The organism is Kitasatospora purpeofusca, from assembly GCF_036010405.1.
Lineage (GTDB): Bacteria > Actinomycetota > Actinomycetes > Streptomycetales > Streptomycetaceae > Kitasatospora > Kitasatospora purpeofusca.
Map to the genome: position 1 here is coordinate 4,260,510 of NZ_CP108561.1, position 18,091 is coordinate 4,278,600.

The following is an 18,091-nucleotide window of genomic DNA, read 5'->3' on the forward strand; positions in this document are numbered from 1 at the left end:
GGGCGTGCCCGCTCCGCGGCGGCGCGTACGAAGGAGCCCTCATGACCCCAGGCCTGCTGGACCGGACCGCGCTCGGGGGCGAACTGCGGGCGCTGGCCGACCGCCCCGGACTGGCGCACCGCCAGGAGGAGCTCCGCGAACTGGGCCTGGCGCTCTCCGGGGCGGGCGACCTGGACCGCTGGGCCGAACTCGACCTGGTGCACAGCTTCGTCCGGCCGGAGAGCGTTCGGGCCGCGGTCCGGCCCCGGCCCGCGCCGAGGTTCTGGGCCTGGGCCGAAGCAGCGCTCGGCGGGCTGGTGTTCGTCCCCCTGCTGGTCACCTGGGGCGGGCTGATGCAGGCCAGCAGCGCCTACCGGGCGCTGATCGGCGCGGACCCCCGGCAGGCCGCGCGGCCCTTCCTCCAGCTCTGGCAGACCGGCTTCGAGGGCCGGCTGCCCGGCTGGGCCGGCTTCGGCGACATCGCGCGGTCCGCGACCCTGTTCATCGCGCTGCTGCTGGCGCTGTCCGTCGCGCACGGCCTGCGCAGGGCGGGCACCGAACGCCGCGAGGCGGCGGCCGAGGCCGAGGCGGAGGACCTGCTGGCGGAGCTGGCGCCGCTGCTCACCCGGGCCCAGCTGGTACTGAACGAGCGCCGCCGCTCGACGCCGCAGCGCTTCGCGGCCGAGCTCACCGGCGCGGCGGAGACCCTGGAACGGCTCGTCCGGCAGGCCGCCGACACCCAGCGCGACCTGGGCGCGGCGGCAGTGGCCGTCGAGCGCTCGGTCGCCGGGGCCGAACTGCGGCTGGCCGAGGCGGGCGAGGCGGTGGACCCGCTGCGCCGGGCCGTCGACGGCGTGGAGAAGGCGGTCGACGGCATCGGCCGGGCCGTGGACGGCGTCGGCCGGGCGGTGAAGGACAGCGGGGACCGGCTCGCCGAGACCGTCCGGGACGGCGCGGCGGCCACCGACAGCCTGGTCCACCGGAGCGGGAAGCAGGCCGCCGACGCGGTCGACCTGGTCCGGCAGGCCACCGACCGGGTCGGTACCGGTCTCGCGGACGCCGGGGAGCGGGTGGAGGACGCGGTGCGGGACCTCGCGGTCGCCCAGCGCGGCTTCACCACCGGCGCGGAGACCGTCGCGGACATCGGCGGGCAGGTGCTGGAGCGGCTCGACGGCCTGGCACGGGAGGTCGTGGCGATGGCGGACCGGGTGGCCGCCGCGGCCTCGGCGGCCACCGCCGCGGCGGCCCGGCTGGACGCGGCGGCCGACCGGCGGGACGACCGGTCCCCGGGGATCGTGATGGTGAAGACCTCCGCCGGCCCCGGGCCCGACGAGGGCACCGCCCGGTCCCGGGGCGCCGCCACCGCCGCCCCGGGCGGCGGTTCGGGCAGCGGTACGGCCGGCGGTACGGCCGGCGGTACGGCCGGTGACCTGGACGACCGGACGCTGCTGGACCTGGACGAGGTGCCGGTGCACGGGCAGGGCCGATGAGGGGCCGGTTCCGGACCGCGCGGCCCGCCCCGCGCGGCACCCACCTGGTCGGCTGGCTGTTCGCCGACATGCTGCTGGTGCTCGCCCTGGTCGCGATGGGCGACCAGGGCGACCCGGTGGCCGCCGAACGGGCCGCAGCGACGCCCACCGCCACCCCGGGCGCGAGCGCCACCGCGAGCGCCGCGCCGGTCCCCACCCCGACCCCGACCGGGCCGCGGGGGGTCGAGCACGACCCGGTCACCGTCGACGTGACCGGGGACTCCTCGGACACCGCGGGCCTGGCCGCGCAGATCCGCGCCGCCACCGAGCCGTACGCCGGACGCCAGGCCGCCGTGGTCCTCACCTTCGGCAGCAACCGCGACCCGGGCGCCGGCCAGGCCTACGCCCACACCGTCAACGGCCTGCTCGCGCAGGCCCGTCCGGAGATGTTCCGGGGCACCACCGCCCGGGACTTCATCTCGCTCGCGGACAACCCCCGGCACGCCTCGCTGGAGATCTACTTCTACACCGGTTGACCGCTCCACCGGCGCCGACCGCCGACGCCCTGCCGTTCGAAGGAGAAGTGCAGTGCAGATCCTCCCGTTCTACGCCGTCTGCGACGAGTCCTCGTCCATGACCTTGCACATCGACACCCTCAACAAGGCACTGTTCGAGCTCCACCAGGAGATCAGCACCAATCCGACCGTCGCCGACAAGACCCGGTTCGGGCTGATCGGCTTCTCCACCGACGCCCATGAACTCCAGCCGCTGGTCGACCTGAGCGACCTCGAGGAGCTGCCGGCCCTGGAGGCCTCCGGCCTGACGTCCTACGGCAGGGCCTTCGACCTGCTCCGCCGGGCGATCGAGCGGGACGTGCAGGGGCTGAAGGCGGAGGGCCACGACGTCTACCGTCCGGTGGTCTTCTTCCTCTCCGACGGCGAGCCGACCGACACCGACTGGGAGCAGCCCTACCAGGACCTGCTCGCCGCCGCGTTCCGGCCGCACATCATCGCCTTCGGCATCACCGAGGGCGCCGACCGGACGGTGATCGCGCAGGTCGCGACCTTCAAGGCCTTCATGCAGGAGGACGGGAACGCCGATGTGGCGCCCGCGCTGCGGGAGTTCGCGGCCAGCCTGACCCGGTCGATCGTGCGCTCGGTGAGCGGGGCGACCGCCGCCGGCACCGGTATGAGCCTCCAGGTCGACGACCAGGTGGCCGGCTTCACCGCCGTCTCGCTCGACAAGCTCTGAGCCGGGCCGCCGAATGAATCCGCACGAGAGCCCGCCGCCGGCCGGCCAGGTGCCCGAGCCCGGGCCGGAGCACGCACCGACCCGCAAGGTCGACCCGATCGAGCTCGCCGCCTCGGTCTACGAGGACTGGGACCTCAAGCCGCCGGACCCCGGTCCCGCGCCCGCGCCCGCGCCCGCGCCGGCCGACGCCGTCGTGGGGCCCGTCGTCACCCCCGGGCGGGTGACCCCCGAGGACTTCCTGCCCCGGCCGATCGGCCAGGGCCCGGCCGCCGTCCGCGAGCCGTGGACGGACCCGGTGTCCCCGCTCGGCGGCCCGGTCGAACCGGCCGCACCCGCCGTCGTACCCCCCTCCGGAACGACCGCGCCCACCGGGAGCGCGCCCACCGGCGGCGCCGCCACCACCGCCGCCGACCCGGTCGTCCGGCCGCCCTCGTTCCGGCCCCCGGGACCGCTCGCCCACGTCGGCCGCAAGGCCCCCGCCTATCCCGCCGAACCGACCGACATCCCCACCGTCCGCGGCGGCGACCTCTACGGCGGCCTGCTGCCCGACACCGTCGTGGACGGCGGCCGGTTCGGCCCGGTCACCGTCCGGGCCGCCTCCGTCCGCGGCGACTCGCACCGCTACGCGGCCGAGTGCCGGCAGGACGCCTCGCTGGTGGTCCGGGCCGGCGGCCTGCTGCTGGTCGCGGTCGCCGACGGCGTCGGCTCCCAGCCGCACTCCCACCACGGCTCCAACGGCATCGTCCGGCTGCTGGCCAAGCACGTCCTGCCGAAGGCGGACACCCTGCTGGACCTCCTGCGGACCGGAGCCGCGGCGGACTTCGCCGACCTGACCGGCCGGCTCGTCGCCGCCTCGGCCGAGGGGCTCGCCCAGGAGGCCGAGCGGTTCGGGCATCCGCCGAAGACCTGGTCGACCACCCTCCGGGCGCTGCTGGTGCCGGCCGACCCGGCGGTCCCGGCCCGGGGCTTCCTCGCGGTCGGCGACGGCGGACTGCTGCGCCTGCGCGCGGGCGGCTGGGAGAACCTGGACGCCGACGGGGACGGCGGCGACGGCGCGGGCACCCTGATCAGCACCCGGACGGACTGCCTGCCGGAGGCGTACGAGCGCGCCCGGACGGCGCTGATCACCGACACCCGCCCCGGCGACGTCCTGGTGCTCTGCACCGACGGCCTCGCCCTCCCCCTGGTCAAGGAGCCCGAACTGCGGGAGTTCCTCGGCGGGCGCTGGGGCCGCGAAGTACCCGGCCTGGCCGAGTTCCTCTGGCAGGCCCAGGTCCGGGTGCGCAGCTACGACGACGACCGCTCGGTCGTCTGCCTCTGGGAGGCACCGGCATGACCGCCCCGGACCTCGCCGGCGCGCTGGCCGGCGGTGCGGACCTCGGCCTCGCCCTGCTGCCGTCCGGTCCCGAGGCCGGCCGCGGCGGCCAGGGCCTGGTGCGCCGGCTGGACGGCGTCCCGGGCGTGCTGTTCAAGCGCTACCTGGAGCCCGGACGGGTGCACGGCCCGGCCCTGGCCGAGCTGGTCGCGCTGCGGCTCACCCTGCCGCCGGACGACCGCGACCGGCTGGACGCCCGGGCCGCCTGGCCGCTCTGCCGGGTGGTGGACGGCCCGAGCTGCGTCGGCTTCCTGATGCGCGAGGCACCGGCCTCGATGACCTGGCGGACGGCCTCCGGAGGCTCCAGGCTCACCGAGGCGCAGTACCTGCTCTACCCGGAGAAGCCCGCCACCCGGGGCGTCGTCCGCCCGGACCCGGAGCAGCGGACGGCCCTGGTGCTGGAGCTGCTGGGGCTGATCGACCGGCTGCACCGCCTGGGGCTGGTGATCGGCGACCTCTCGCACGCCAATGTGCTCTGGTCGGTGCGGCCCGGACCGGCGGTGCACCTGCTGGACTGCGACGGCATCCGCCGGCTCGGGGCGGCGCCGGTGCTGGAGCAGGCCGACACCCCCAACTGGTCCGACCCGCTCTCCCCGCACGGCAGCGCCGCCTCGGCGGACAGCGACCGCTACAAGACGGCCCTGCTGGTCGGGCGGATCCTGGCGCAGGACCCGTACCTGGCGCCGGGAGCGCCGTTCGAGCCGCTGCCCGGGGTGCTGACGGAACGGCAGCTGGTCCTGGCCCGCCGGGTCTGGGAGCAGGCCGGCGGACCGTACGGGAGCCGGCCGGACCCGACCGCCTGGCTGCTGGCGCTCGGCGGCCGGGGCAGCATCCCGCTCGCCCCGGCCGGCACGGCGGTGCCGCGTCCGTCCCGGCCGGTCGACCCGCGGCTGTTCGACGGCCGGTCGCCCCGGGGCAGCATCCGGCTGCGGCGGCCGGACTGACGACCGGCGCGAGAGCCACGGGCGGGGGCCCTCCGCCCCTGGGGCCGGACGGAGCGCGTGCGTACGATGATCCTTCCGGCTCCCCCTCACGGCCTGGAGTGATCGACCGATGACGACGACGGTGAAGTTCGACCCCTGGTCCGCGGCGTTCGTGGCCCACCCCTACGACGCGTACACCGAACTGCGCGCCCAGGGTCCGGCGACGTACTTCGAACCCACCGACCAGTGGCTGGTCCCGCGCTACGCCGACGTCGGCGCACTGCTGCGGGACCGCCGCCTCGGCCGCACCTACACCCACCGGTTCAGCCACCAGGAGTTCGGCCGCCCCGAACCCGACCCGGCGCACGAGCCGTTCCACACCCTCAACGACAACGGCCTGCTCGACCTGGAGGCCCCGGACCACACCCGGATCCGCCGCCTGGTCTCCAAGGCCTTCACCCCGCGGATGGTCGAGGGCCTGCGCCCGACCGTGCGGCGGCTGGCCGGCGAACTCGTCGACGACCTGCTCGCGGCCGGCGGCGGCGACCTGATCGCCGCCGTCGCCGAGCCGCTGCCGGTCGCGGTGATCGCCGAGATGCTCGGCGTCCCGGAGTCCGACCGGCACCTGCTGCGCCCCTGGTCGGCCGACATCACCGGGATGTTCGAGCTCAACCCGTCCGAGGAGACCGCCCGCCGGGCCGTCACCGCGAGCACCGAGTTCTCCGACTACCTCCGCGCCCTGATCCGCGACCGCCGCACCGCCCCCGGCACCGACCTGATCAGTGCGCTGATCCAGGCCCAGGAGGGCTCCGACGCGCTCAGCGAGCAGGAGATGGTCTCCACCTGCGTCCTGCTGCTCAACGCCGGCCACGAGGCCACCGTCAACACCACCGGCAACGGCTGGTGGGCGCTGTTCCGCAACCCCGCCGAACTGGCCCGGCTGCGCGCCGACGTGGACGGGCTGCTGCCCACCGCCGTCGAGGAGCTGATGCGCTGGGACACCCCGCTGCAGATGTTCGAGCGCTGGGTGCTGGAGGACATCGAGATCGGCGGCGTGACCGTCCCGCGCGGCGCCGAGATCGCCCTGCTCTTCGGCTCCGCCAACCGCGACCCCGAGCGCTTCACCGACCCCGACCGCCTCGACCTCGGCCGCACCGACAACCCGCACATCACCTTCGGCGCCGGAATCCACTTCTGTCTCGGCGCCCCCCTTGCCAGACTGGAGCTCACCGAGTCCTACGGCACCCTGCTCCGCCGCGCCCCGGGCCTGCGGCTGGTCCGCGAGCCCGAGTGGCGCCCGGGCTACGTGATCCGCGGACTGGAGGAACTGCTGGTCGAGGTGTGACGGACGAAGGGAGCGGCGCGCTCCGGGACTGACCGCCGCCCACCGCCCGGCACGGCGGCCCTCCCGGTGGAACCCGGTCCGGGTGGGGTGCGTCGAAACAGCACCGAGGTGCGGGCACCGGTCCGTGCCGGGACCCACGGGCGAGGTCAGCCATGTCCGCCACGACCGTCCGCACCCGCCGCCCGGCGGTGCTCCTGCTCTGCTGCGCGGCCCTGCTCACCGCCTGCGGCTCCACCGGAACCGGTGCCGGGGCCGGGGTGGTCCGGGCCGAATCCGCCTCGGTGCCACCCGCGGACCCGGCGGCGGTCGCCGCCACCGCGACGGCGACCGCCGCGTTCGGGCTCGACCTGCTGCACGCCCTCACCGCCGACCCCGGCGCGGCCGGCGGCAATCTGGTGCTGTCGCCGTCCGGCCTGGCGACCGTCCTCGCGATGGTGCTGCCCGGGGCCCGGGGCACCACCGCCGAGCAGTTGGCCAAGGCCCTGCGCACCGGGCTCTCCCCCGAGCAGTACGCGCTCGCCACCGGCGCCCTGAACCGCGCCGGCGCTGCGGGCGGCAAGGACGGTACCGTGCTGCGGCGCTCCGACGATGTCTGGGCCCAGCGCGACCTCCCGCTCGACCCGCACTACCTCGGGGTGCTGGCCGCCGGCTTCGGCGCCGGTGTGCGCACCACCGACTTCCGCAAGGACCCGGAGGGGGCCAGGAAGGCCGTCAACGGCGTCGTCGAGAAGGCCACCGAGGGCCGGATCAAGGACCTCTTCGCCAAGGGGCAGATCAGTCCGGACACCCGGCTCGCGCTCACCGACGCGCTGTACCTCAAGGCCGACTGGGCCCGCCCGTTCAAGGCCGGACGGACCACCGGCCTGCCGTTCCACCGCCTCGACGGCTCCGAGGCGCCCGTGCCGACCATGGCCGGTACCGAGTCGCTGCGCTACGCGGAGGGCTCCGGCGGCATCCTCGGCGAGCCCTGGCAGGCCGTCGAACTCCCCTACGCGGGAGGCACCCTGGCGATGGACCTGATCGTGCCCGCGCAGGGCGGCTTCGCCGCGTTCCGCCGGGGGCTGGACCAGGCGCAGCTGGACCTCGTGCTGGGCGCGCTCACCGAGCGGACGGTCGACCTCACCCTGCCGAAGTTCCGGTTCGACAGCGGGAACGAGCTCACGCCCGTGCTGAAGGCCCTCGGCGTCACCGCCGCGTTCGAGGACGCCGACCTCTCCGGCATCCCGGGGCCGGGCGTCGCCGAGCGGCTGCGGATCGGCCCGGTGGTGCAGAAGGCCACCGTCCAGGTCGACGAGCAGGGCACGGTCGCGGCCGCCGGCAGCGGAGTCGGGGTGGATACGATGGCCGCGCCGGTGCCGCGGGACCCGGCCCGGCTGCACATCGACCGGCCGTTCCTGTTCCTGGTCCGGGACACCGCGACCGGACTGCCGCTCTTCCTCGGCCAGGTCACCGACCCTGCGGCGTAGCCGGGTCACCGTCCCCGCGGCACAGCCGACAGCCCGGCGGTCAGACCGGGTAGCGGTCCCCGAGCGCCGGATGGCCCGGCTCCCGGCTGCCGAACAGCACCAGCAGGTCGTCCGCCGTCCGCAGCAGCGTCTCCCGGCCCTCCACCGCCTCGATCCAGTCGGCCGGAAGCCCCGAGGCGCCGTACGCGGCGCCGACCAGATTGCCGCAGACCGCGCCGGTCGAGTCGCTGTCCCCGGAGTGGTTCACCGACAGCAGCAGCGCCGTCCGGGCCGGCTCGGCGCCCTCGGCCCCCGCCAGCAGGCAGTACACCGCGATCGCCAGGCACTCCTCGGCGATCCAGCCGAGGCCGACCCGCTCCACCGCCTCCGCCGACGGCCCGGACTCCTGGGCCACCCGCACCGCCCGGGCCAGCGCCTGCACCGTCTCCTTGGAGGCCGGCCACTCCCGGGTCTGGTCCACGGTCTCGCCGACCGCCGCCCAGGGCTCCGTCCCGGCCGCCAGCCGCTCCACCAGCGCCGCGAAGGCGCCCGCCGCGAGGTAGCCGGTCGGGTGCCCGTGGGTCAGCTGCGCGCACTGCGCGGCCAGTCCGAACGCCTGCTCCGCCCCCAGCCGGCCGAGGCCGAACGGGGCCGAGCGCATCACCGTGCCGCAGCCCTTGGAGTGCGCGTTGATCGGGCCCGGCTGCCCCAGCGCCACCGGCGCCTCGAACACCGGGTGGTACTGCACCCCGGTCAGACAGGCGTTGCCGGGCGCCCGCCGCGCGTACAGGAACGGCTCGCGCAGCAGCCAGCCGTCGTACGGGTGGGGCAGCGGCTCGCGGTCGGGCGCGCCCTGCTGCTGGGTGAGCAGCCACCGCCGGTACGCGCCGTGCACCGCCTCCGGCACCGAACCACCGCCGCCGGACCAGCCCCGGACGAAGCCGCGGATCAGGCCCTCGGCGGTGAAGAGCGTCATCTGGGTGTCGTCGGTGACCTCGGCGACCAGCCCGCCGCCCGGCAGGCCGGTCACCCCGTCCGGCCCGAAGCGCTCGCGGATCTGGTCCAGCCGCTGGAACTCCACCGGCCAGCCCAGCGCGTCGCCGACCGCCCCGCCGAGCAGGGCGCCGCGCACCCGGTCCCGGTAGCCCGTGTCCGTAGTCGTACTCACACTGCCCGTCGTGCTCACACTGCCCGCCCCTCGTCTGTCCCCGTGCCCTGTTGTACCAGTCGGCCCGGTCCCGGCCGAGGCTCCCCGCCGGGCGGACGGCCCCGGGGTCAGCCCCGGATCTCCCCCGAACGGCCGCGCAGGGACGCCCGGTCCGCCGCCGCCCGGCCCGCCGCCCAGCCCTCGCCGTCGCTGACCCGCACCCGCTGCGACACCAGTTTGGGGAACATCCGGCCGACCTCGTGGTCCACCGCCTCGGTGCGCGCCTTCAGGGCCGGCAGCAGCCGCTCGTCCGGGACCAGCTGCTCCGCCGTGCCGTCCTCGCGCAGGTGCCGGCCGGCCGCCGCGTCGCTGGTCGTCCGCTCGGTCGCCTCGGTCAGCCGCTCCCGGATCCGCGCCGCGTACGCGACCAGGAAGGACTGCCGGAACGCCTTGGTCCGGGAGGCCCCGTCCAGGTGCTGCCGGGCCCCGGCCTGCTGCATCGCGTGGGTGGCCTGCACCAGCAGCGAGGTGTACAGCAGTTCGACGCCGTCGAGGTCGGCGTCGAAGCCGATCACGGTGCAGAAGCCGAACTCCTTCGCCCACACCACCCGGCAGCGGTTGGCCGCGGCCACGGCGTCCAGCAGCATCGTCTTGGGGCCCTCGTACGGGTTGTCCACCCCGATCCGCAGCGCGCCCGGGGCGTGCGGGTCGGCACCCTCGACGGCGAGCAGCGCCTCGTCGATGCTGTGCTGGGCCATCAGCTGCTGGGCCTTGGCGGTCAGCGCCTCGGCCTCCTCGGGGAAGTCGGTGGACTCGGCCTTCGCCAGCAGGGCGCGGATCCGCGACAGCATCCGGGGCTCGCCCGCCACCGGGCCGCGCTGCCGCTGCTCCGGGCGGGACGGGCGGGCCGCGTGGCCCGAGTGCCCGGGGGCGGGGCCGACCGGGGCGATCGGCGGCAGCCGGCCCCAGCTGCGCAGCAGCTCCAGCAGCGCGGTGGCCAGCGCGAACCGGTCCAGCCGGTGCCGCTGGGCGAAGCCGGACAGGTACGCCTCGTCGGAGGGCCACCAGACCTCGGCCTCCAGCTCCCGCAGCTGCTCCTGCCAGCGGCGGTCGAGCGCGGCGGCCGGGTGGCGACGCCCCTCGGCGGCGATGAGGTCCACGGCGAGCGCCAGGTGCACCGGCCTCAGGTCGCGCCGCACCACCCGGGCGAGGTCCGCCGGGCGCCAGCCGGCCGACCAGCAGCGGCCGACCGCCGTGTCGGCGTGGCCCAGCGCCGCCCGGCTCACCGCCGGCCACAACCCGGCGGAGGCCGCCAGCAGTGAGGCGCCGGTGTCCAGCGCGAGGTCGAGCCCCTCCTCGGGGGCCGTCACCACCCCGCGCACCGCCGTGTCCAGCAGCACCCCGACGTCCCCGCCCCCGCCGTTGCCACCCTGTCCACGCCTACCCACGCCTACCTCGTCCCACGAACGGTCCCGTGCATCTCCCGCCCATGATGCCGGACCGCCCCGCCGGACGTCGGGTCTCCGGCCGGGGCGCCCTGCCCCGGGACCCCGCCGCTCCGGCCGCTCGGGCCACTCGGGCCACTCGGGCCGCTCCGGCAGATCAGGCAGCTCGGGCCGCTCAGGCAGATCAGGCAGCTCGGACCGCGACCGGCCGGCGGGCCCCCGGGCCGAACCCGGCCAGCTGGGCCAGCGCCACCAGCTGGCAGACCGCGGCGAGCGGCAGGAACGCCAGGTCCGCCGCCGTCAGCACGGTCCCGACGGCCATCAGCACCGGACTCCACCAGCGCAGCACCCGCCCGGCACCGACCGAGGCGCCCACCAGCAGCGCCAGCAGCCCCAGGTGGAACAGCAGCGGGAGCACCGAGTAGAAGACCGGCTCGACACCCGGCCGGCTCTGGACCGCATCGAACAGTCGGTGCTGGTCCGCCTTGTCCACCGCCACCGCGCCGACGTACAGGTCGATCCCGATCTGCCCCAGCGAGGCGGCGAGCCCGGTGAACGCCGCACCCAGCGCCACCCGGCCGGCCGCCCGGGCCGCGGGCGTCCGACGCGGGCCGGGGGCCCGTTCCAGCGCCACCAGCAGCGGGGCGAACAGCAGCAGGGCCAGCAGCAGCAGGCTGTGGCCGACCAGCCAGCCGGGGCCGGGGGCGCGCGATCCGTCCAGCAGCCGGATGCCGCCGTACAGCCCCGCCAGCACGGGGGCGGCGACGACGGCGACGGTGGTGAGGCGGGCGGGCGGCACGGTGTTCACGGGCACTCCTGACGAGGTGGGGTCCGCCGGACCGGCCGGCGGCTCCGGCGAAGGCCGGCACCACGGATCCTGTCCGCCGGGGCCCTCGTCGCGGATCGCCCGCACCGGCGAACCCGGCGGCTCCCCCGCGCGGGGGAGAACCACCCCGCGCACCGGGCCCCGTACTCAGCCCTCGCCCGCCACCACCGCGCCCGCCTCGTAGGCGAACACCACCGCGTGCACCCGGTCCCGCAGCCCCAGCTTGGCCAGCACATTGCTGACATGGGTCTTCACCGTGTGCTCGCTCACCACCAGCTCGGCGGCGATCTCGGCGTTGGACAGCCCCCGGGCCAGCAGCACCAGCGTCTCCCGCTCGCGCGCGGTCAGCTGCTCCAGCAGCCGGGACGGCGGCCGCGCCGGGCGCTCGCCGGAGCCGGGACGGCGGGCGGCGAACTCGCCGATCAGCCGGCGGGTCACCGAGGGCGCCAGCAGCGCGTCCCCGGAGGCCACCATCCGGACGCCGTGCGCCAGGTCGTCGCGGCGGACGTCCTTGAGCAGGAAGCCGCTGGCGCCCGCGTACAGCGCGTCGAAGACGTAGTCGTCGATGTCGAAGGTGGTCAGCATGATCACCTTGGTGCCCGGGTGGTCGGCGCACACCCGCCGGGCCGCCTCCAGACCGTCCATGACCGGCATCCGGACGTCCAGCAGCAGCACGTCCGGACCGTGCACGCGGACCGCCTCGACCGCCTCGGCCCCGTCCGCCGCCTCGGCGACCACCTCGATGTCCGGCTGCGCGTCCAGGATCATCCCGAACCCGGCCCGCACCAGCTCCTGGTCGTCCGCGACGACCACCCTGATCGGCTTCACGCCCGCACCCCCTTCCCGCCGCCCAGCGGCAGCCGGGCGCTCACCAGGAACCCCCGGCCCTCCGGCCCGGGACCGGCCTCGGCCCGGCCGCCGCAGGCCGCCGCCCGCTCCCGGATGCCGACCAGCCCCCGGCCGCCGGAGAGGCCGCCCGCCGCGCGGTCCGGCCGCAGCCGCACCCCGCGCCCGTCGTCCGACACCAGCACCACCAGTTCCGTCCCCTCCCGGACCACCCGGACCTCGATCCGGCCGGCCTCCGCGTGCTTGACCGTGTTGGTCAGCGCCTCCTGCACGATCCGGTAGCCGGCCGCCTCGACGTCGGCGGGCAGCGGTCCGGCCGGATCGTCGACCTCCAGCTCGACCCGCACCCCGGTGCGGCGCACCCGCTCGGCCAGCGCGGGCAGTTCGGCCAGCCGGGGCTGCGGGGCCAGCTCCGGCACCGCGCCGTCCTCCTTCAGGACCCCCAGGACCCGCCGCAGCTGGACCATGGCGTCCCGCCCGGAGTCGGCGATGGTGTCGAAGACCTTGATCGCCCGCTCGGGGTCGCCGCGGACCACCAGCGGCCCCGCCTCGGCCTGGATCACCATCAGCGAGACGGCGTGCGCCAGGATGTCGTGCATCTCCCGCGCGATCCGGGCGCGTTCCTCGGCCACCGCGCGGGCAGCGTCACTGGCCGCCCGCCGGCCGGCCTCCCGGGCCCGCTCCGCCTCCACCGCCGCCAGCCGCCGCAACTCCCGCACCAAGCAGCCGAAGACGAACGCGCCGACCGAGGTGAGCAGCGAGAACAGCGCGCCGTTCGGCGAGCGGGTGCCCACCACATTGGCGACCACCGTCACCGCCAGCACCGTCCAGCGCTGCCGCTCCCCGGCCCGGTCGGCCACCGTGTAGAGGGCGATCACCGCGTACAGCGGCAGCTGCGGCATCGCCGAGTGGGCGAGCACCGAGAGCGCCGCCGACAGCCCGCCGCTGATCACCAGTACGGTGACCGGCGCCCGCCGCCGCCAGGGCAGCGGCAGGGCCGTCCCGAACGCCAGCAGGTAGACCCACCAGTCCCAGGCGGTGTCGTCGTGGTACACCGACCAGAGCGAGACCGCCGCCGAGCCCACCGCCAACAGGCCGTCGACCACGTACGGGTCGACCCCGGTCAGCCGGGCGCGCCACCGCGCCGCTCGTCCCGCCACAGCGTCTCCCCCGTACCCGGGGACCCCCTCCCCGCCGAGAAGATCATGCCCGACCGGCAGCGCGGTGGGCAGTCCCGGCCCGGCCCCGGGCCCAACCCCGGCCCCCGGCCCGGCCACCGGCTCAGCCACCGACGACCGCCACGCCCCCGGTCCCGGCCCGCGCCGTGATGCTGCGGGCCGCGCCGGCCTGCCGGGGCACCGTCACCTCGACCCCGCCGACCTCGGTCCCGGCGTCCACCGCGTACGGCTCGCCCCCGGGCACCGAGACCCTGACCCCGCCGACCTCCGACCGGGCCTCCACCGAGACCGGACTCGCGGCGAAGGAGAGCTCGACCCCGCCGGTGTCCGCGGTCACCCGCACCTTCGCCGAGGTCAGACCGCTCGCCTCCACCCCGCCGACGCCGGCCGAGGCCCGCACCTCCCCGGCCAGGCCGCGCAGCCGGATCCCGCCGGTCCCGCTGTTCAGCCGCACCGCCGTGCCGGCCGGGACGGTCACCTCGTAGCCGACCCCGCAGTCCGAGCAGTCGTACGCCAGCCGGAGCGTTCCGTCCACCAGCGAGTGCCTGGTCCGCGGCGGGTCGCCGCGGAAGTCCTGCTTCTCGACCACCCGCAGGGTGTCCCCGGCGCGGACGTCGATGCCGCCGGTCCCCCCGTCCACCACCAGCTCGTCCACCGGCCCGGCCACCCCGTAGGAGACCGTCAGCCGCTCGCGGCCCTCCTCCCGGTCCCAGAAGCTGCCGACCGCGCCCAACGCCACCGCCCCGGTGATCGCCGCCGCCCCCAGTACCCGTCGCACGCCCATGCCCGCGTCCTCCACCCGTCCTCGTTCCGACGGGTCCGAGCCTGCCGCGCCCGACCCCCGCGACGCCTCCCCCGCGGGACCGGTCTCCCGCCCTCCCCCGCGCGACGGAGCCCGGGAACGCCGCAGGGCGGCCACCCCGTTCGGGGTGACCGCCCTGCGATCAGGAACCTTCGACTCAGCCGGTGTACGGGCCGTAGTCGTAGTCGTCCAGCGGGACCGCCTGGCCGGAGCCGGCGCCGAAGGGCGACAGGTCGTAGTCGTCGTAGCCGACGGCCGAGTACATCGCGGCCTTGGCCTCCTCGGTCGGCTCGACCCGGATGTTGCGGTAGCGGGGCAGACCCGTACCGGCCGGGATGAGCTTACCGAGGATGACGTTCTCCTTGAGGCCCAGCAGCGGGTCCGACTTGGCGTGGATCGCCGCGTCGGTGAGGACCCGGGTCGTCTCCTGGAAGGAGGCGGCCGACAGCCAGGACTCGGTGGCCAGCGAGGCCTTGGTGATACCCATCAGCTGCGGACGGCCGGAGGCGGGGTGACCGCCCTCGGAGACCACGCGACGGTTCTCGGTCTCGAAGCGGCCGCGCTCGACGAGCTCGCCCGGGAGCAGCTCGGCGTCGCCCGACTCGATGATCGTCACGCGGCGGAGCATCTGCCGGATGATGATCTCGATGTGCTTGTCGTGGATCGACACACCCTGCGAGTTGTAGACCTTCTGGACCTCGGCGACCAGGTGGATCTGGACGGCACGCTGGCCCATGATTCGCAGCACGTCGTGCGGGTTGGTGGCACCCATGGTCAGCTTCTGGCCGACCTCGACCGCCTCGCCCTCGCTGACGAGCAGCTTCACACGCTTCGAGACCGGGTAGGCGATCTCGTCGGTGCCATCGTCCGGCGTGACGACCAGCTTGCGGGTCTTCTCGGTGTCCTCGATGCGGACCCGGCCCTGGGCCTCCGAGATCGGGGCCACACCCTTGGGGGTACGGGCCTCGAAGAGCTCGACGACACGGGGAAGACCCTGCGTGATGTCGTCACCGGCCACACCACCGGTGTGGAAGGTACGCATGGTCAGCTGGGTACCGGGCTCACCGATGGACTGGGCGGCGATGATGCCGACCGCCTCACCGATGTCGACCAGCTTGCCGGTGGCCAGCGAACGGCCGTAGCAGAAGGCACAGGTGCCGACGGCCGACTCGCAGGTCAGGATCGAGCGGGTCTTGACCTCGCTGATGCCGTGGCGGATCAGCTCGTCGATCAGCACGTCACCGAGGTCGGTGTTGGCGGTGGCGAGGAGCTTGCCGTCCACCGTGATGTCCTCGGCGAGCATGCGGGCGTAGACGCTGGTCTCGACGTCGTCCGTCTTGCGCAGGACGCCGTTCTCGACCGTGCCGATCGCCAGCTTGAGGCCGCGCTCGGTGCCGCAGTCCTCCTCGCGAATGATGACGTCCTGGGAGACGTCGACCAGACGACGGGTGAGGTAGCCGGAGTCGGCGGTACGGAGAGCGGTGTCGGCCAGACCCTTACGGGCACCGTGGGTCGAGATGAAGTACTCGAGAACGGTGAGGCCCTCACGGAACGACGCCTTGATGGGACGGGCGATCGTCTCGTTCTTCGCGTTCGACACCAGACCACGCATACCGGCGATCTGGCGCATCTGCATCATGTTTCCTCGAGCGCCCGAGTCCACCATCATGAAGATGGGGTTGGTCTTCTCGAAGTTGGCGTTCATCGCCTCGGCGACCTCGTTGGTCGCCCGGGTCCAGATGCCGATGAGCTCCTGCTTGCGCTCGTCGTTGGTGATCAGACCGCGCTCGTACTGCTTCTGGATCTTCTCGGCCTGCGCTTCGTAGCCCTCGAGGATCTGGGCCTTCTGCGGCGGGACGACGACGTCCGAGATCGAGACGGTGACACCCGAGCGGGTGGCCCAGTGGAAACCGGCCGCCTTCAGGTTGTCCAGGGTCGCCGCGACGACGACCTTGGGGTAGCGCTCCGCCAGGTCGTTGACGATCGCGGAGAGCTGCTTCTTGCCCACCTCGTAGTCGACGAACGGGTAGTCCTCGGGCAGCAGCTCGTTGAAGAGCGCGCGGCCCAGGGTCGTCTTCAGACGGAAGGACTCGCCCTCGAACCAGGACGACTGGCCGTCCTCCTCCAGCGGCGGGGTCCAGCCGCGCGGCGGAACGGTGCCGATCGGCAGGCGCAGGTCGATCGGAGCCTGGACGCCCAGCTCGCGGGCGTCGAAGGCCATGATCGCCTCGGCGGTCGACGAGAAGGTGCGGCCGGCGCCCTTCACGTTGTCGCGGTCCGAGGTCAGGAAGAACAGACCGAGCACCATGTCCTGGGTCGGCATGGTGACGGGGCGACCGTCGGCCGGCTTCAGGATGTTGTTCGAGGACAGCATCAGGATGCGGGCCTCGGCCTGCGCCTCCGCGGAGAGCGGCAGGTGGACGGCCATCTGGTCACCGTCGAAGTCCGCGTTGAACGCGGTGCAGACGAGCGGGTGGATCTGGATGGCCTTGCCCTCGACCAGCTGCGGCTCGAAGGCCTGGATGCCGAGGCGGTGCAGGGTGGGCGCACGGTTCAGCAGGACCGGGTGCTCGGCGATGACCTCTTCGAGGACGTCCCACACGACCGGGCGGGCGCGCTCGACCATGCGCTTGGCCGACTTGATGTTCTGCGCGTGGTTCAGGTCCACCAGGCGCTTCATCACGAACGGCTTGAAGAGCTCCAGCGCCATGGCCTTGGGCAGACCGCACTGGTGCAGCTTGAGCTGCGGGCCGACGACGATGACCGAACGGGCCGAGTAGTCGACTCGCTTGCCGAGCAGGTTCTGACGGAAACGACCCTGCTTGCCCTTCAGCATGTCGCTGAGGGACTTCAGCGGGCGGTTGCCCGGGCCGGTGACCGGACGGCCGCGACGGCCGTTGTCGAACAGCGCGTCGACGGCCTCCTGGAGCATGCGCTTCTCGTTGTTCACGATGATCTCGGGCGCGCCGAGGTCGAGAAGCCGCTTCAGGCGGTTGTTGCGGTTGATGACACGGCGGTACAGGTCGTTCAGGTCGGAGGTCGCGAAGCGGCCACCGTCCAGCTGCACCATCGGACGCAGGTCCGGCGGGATGACCGGGACGCAGTCCAGCACCATGCCGTTGGGCTTGTTGGTGGTCTGCAGGAACGCGGAGACGACCTTGAGGCGCTTGAGCGCACGGGTCTTCTTCTGGCCCTTGCCGGTGCGGATGATCTCGCGCAGGCGCTCGGACTCCTCCGCCAGGTCGAAGGTCTCGAGGCGGTCCTTGAGGGCCGCCGCGCCCATCGAGCCGGAGAAGTAGGTGCCGAAGCGGTCGCGCAGCTCGCGGTAGAGCAGCTCGTCGCCCTCGAGGTCCTGGACCTTGAGGTTCTTGAAGCGGGCCCACACCTCGTCGAGGCGGTCGAGCTCGCGCTGCGCGCGGTCGCGCAGCTGCTTCATCTCGCGCTCGGCGCCCTCGCGCACCTTGCGGCGCACGTCGGCCTTGGCGCCCTCGGCCTCCAGCTCGGCGAGGTCGGTCTCGGCCTTCTTGGCGCGGGTCTCCAGGTCGGAGTCGCGACGGTTCTCGATCTGCTGGCGCTCGACCGAGACGTGCGCCTCCAGGGACGGCAGGTCGCGCTGACGGCGCTCGTCGTCCACCCAGGTGATCATGTAGGCGGCGAAGTAGATGACCTTCTCGAGGTCCTTCGGCGCCAGGTCCAGCAGGTAGCCGAGGCGGGACGGCACACCCTTGAAGTACCAGATGTGGGTGACCGGGGCGGCCAGCTCGATGTGGCCCATCCGCTCACGGCGCACCTTGGCGCGGGTCACCTCGACGCCGCAGCGCTCACAGATGATGCCCTTGAAGCGGACGCGCTTGTACTTGCCGCAGTAGCACTCCCAGTCCCGGGTCGGACCGAAGATCTTCTCGCAGAAGAGTCCGTCCTTTTCGGGCTTCAGGGTGCGGTAGTTGATGGTCTCCGGCTTCTTGACCTCGCCGTGGGACCACTGGCGGATGTCGTCGGCGGTGGCCAGGCCGATGCGGAGCTCGTCGAAGAAGTTGACGTCAAGCACTGGTCGTCAAGC

Annotated in this window: 14 protein-coding genes; 7 read left to right on the plus strand and 7 right to left on the minus strand. The window is 74.4% G+C overall.

The window, feature by feature from the left end; genetic code table 11:
• Positions 1–41: 41 nt before the first annotated feature.
• From OG715_RS18765 to OG715_RS18795, 7 genes are all read left to right on the plus strand, one after another.
• Positions 42–1,469 carry a methyl-accepting chemotaxis protein gene (locus OG715_RS18765; protein WP_266269931.1) on the plus strand — a complete coding sequence of 476 codons (1,428 nt, stop codon included), beginning with the start codon at positions 42–44 and terminating at the stop codon, positions 1,467–1,469.
• A complete protein-coding gene (locus OG715_RS18770; RefSeq protein ID WP_266269933.1) occupies positions 1,466–1,984 on the plus strand; it encodes a hypothetical protein in 519 nt (172 codons plus the stop codon). Before OG715_RS18765 ends, OG715_RS18770 begins: the two co-directional genes overlap by 4 nt.
• Positions 1,985–2,036: 52 nt before the next feature.
• A complete protein-coding gene (locus OG715_RS18775; RefSeq protein ID WP_266269934.1) occupies positions 2,037–2,699 on the plus strand; it encodes a vWA domain-containing protein in 663 nt (220 codons plus the stop codon).
• A 13-nt stretch (positions 2,700–2,712) separates the two neighbouring features.
• A complete protein-coding gene (locus tag OG715_RS18780) occupies positions 2,713–4,035 on the plus strand; it encodes a protein phosphatase 2C domain-containing protein (protein WP_266269935.1) in 1,323 nt (440 codons plus the stop codon).
• A complete protein-coding gene (locus OG715_RS18785) occupies positions 4,032–5,018 on the plus strand; it encodes a hypothetical protein (protein WP_266269936.1) in 987 nt (328 codons plus the stop codon). Before OG715_RS18780 ends, OG715_RS18785 begins: the two co-directional genes overlap by 4 nt.
• 109 nt (positions 5,019–5,127) lie before the next feature.
• Positions 5,128–6,342 carry a cytochrome P450 gene (locus tag OG715_RS18790; RefSeq protein WP_266269937.1) on the plus strand — a complete coding sequence of 405 codons (1,215 nt, stop codon included), beginning with the start codon at positions 5,128–5,130 and terminating at the stop codon, positions 6,340–6,342.
• Positions 6,343–6,494: 152 nt separating this feature from the next.
• Entirely contained in the window at positions 6,495–7,808 is a 1,314-nt protein-coding gene (locus OG715_RS18795; RefSeq protein ID WP_266269938.1) for a serpin family protein, read from the plus strand.
• A gap of 40 nt (positions 7,809–7,848) precedes the next feature.
• Here OG715_RS18795 and OG715_RS18800 read toward each other — a convergent pair whose 3' ends face one another.
• From OG715_RS18800 to OG715_RS18830, 7 genes are all read right to left on the minus strand, one after another.
• Complete coding sequence (locus OG715_RS18800) at positions 7,849–8,955, minus strand: ADP-ribosylglycohydrolase family protein (protein WP_266269939.1); 1,107 nt, start codon at positions 8,953–8,955, stop codon at positions 7,849–7,851.
• A 107-nt stretch (positions 8,956–9,062) separates the two neighbouring features.
• Positions 9,063–10,382 carry a DUF2786 domain-containing protein gene (locus OG715_RS18805; protein WP_266269940.1) on the minus strand — a complete coding sequence of 440 codons (1,320 nt, stop codon included), beginning with the start codon at positions 10,380–10,382 and terminating at the stop codon, positions 9,063–9,065.
• 181 nt (positions 10,383–10,563) lie between these two features.
• Positions 10,564–11,187, minus strand: a complete 624-nt coding sequence (locus OG715_RS18810; RefSeq protein WP_266269941.1) for a hypothetical protein — start codon at positions 11,185–11,187, stop codon at positions 10,564–10,566.
• Positions 11,188–11,352: 165 nt separating this feature from the next.
• Positions 11,353–11,973 carry a response regulator gene (locus tag OG715_RS18815; protein WP_266271731.1) on the minus strand — a complete coding sequence of 207 codons (621 nt, stop codon included), beginning with the start codon at positions 11,971–11,973 and terminating at the stop codon, positions 11,353–11,355.
• A gap of 56 nt (positions 11,974–12,029) precedes the next feature.
• Complete coding sequence (locus OG715_RS18820) at positions 12,030–13,211, minus strand: sensor histidine kinase (protein WP_266269942.1); 1,182 nt, start codon at positions 13,209–13,211, stop codon at positions 12,030–12,032.
• Between the two features lie 121 nt (positions 13,212–13,332).
• Positions 13,333–14,013, minus strand: coding sequence for a DUF4097 family beta strand repeat-containing protein (locus tag OG715_RS18825; protein ID WP_266269943.1), 681 nt, complete (start codon positions 14,011–14,013; stop codon positions 13,333–13,335).
• Positions 14,014–14,188: 175 nt separating this feature from the next.
• Positions 14,189–18,079, minus strand: a complete 3,891-nt coding sequence (locus OG715_RS18830) for a DNA-directed RNA polymerase subunit beta' (protein WP_266269945.1) — start codon at positions 18,077–18,079, stop codon at positions 14,189–14,191.
• Positions 18,080–18,091 lie beyond the last annotated feature (12 nt).

Bases quoted from the DNA above. Each gene is read 5' to 3' on its own strand.
- OG715_RS18780 (WP_266269935.1), top strand. From the start codon at position 2,713: ATGAATCCGCACGAGAGCCCGCCGCCGGCCGGCCAGGTGCCCGAGCCC.
- OG715_RS18770 (WP_266269933.1), top strand. From the start codon at position 1,466: ATGAGGGGCCGGTTCCGGACCGCGCGGCCCGCCCCGCGCGGCACCCAC.
- OG715_RS18825 (WP_266269943.1), bottom strand. From the start codon at position 14,013: ATGGGCGTGCGACGGGTACTGGGGGCGGCGGCGATCACCGGGGCGGTG.
- OG715_RS18765 (WP_266269931.1), top strand. From the start codon at position 42: ATGACCCCAGGCCTGCTGGACCGGACCGCGCTCGGGGGCGAACTGCGG.
- OG715_RS18795 (WP_266269938.1), top strand. From the start codon at position 6,495: ATGTCCGCCACGACCGTCCGCACCCGCCGCCCGGCGGTGCTCCTGCTC.
- OG715_RS18785 (WP_266269936.1), top strand. From the start codon at position 4,032: ATGACCGCCCCGGACCTCGCCGGCGCGCTGGCCGGCGGTGCGGACCTC.
- OG715_RS18815 (WP_266271731.1), bottom strand. From the start codon at position 11,973: ATGATCCTGGACGCGCAGCCGGACATCGAGGTGGTCGCCGAGGCGGCG.
- OG715_RS18790 (WP_266269937.1), top strand. From the start codon at position 5,128: ATGACGACGACGGTGAAGTTCGACCCCTGGTCCGCGGCGTTCGTGGCC.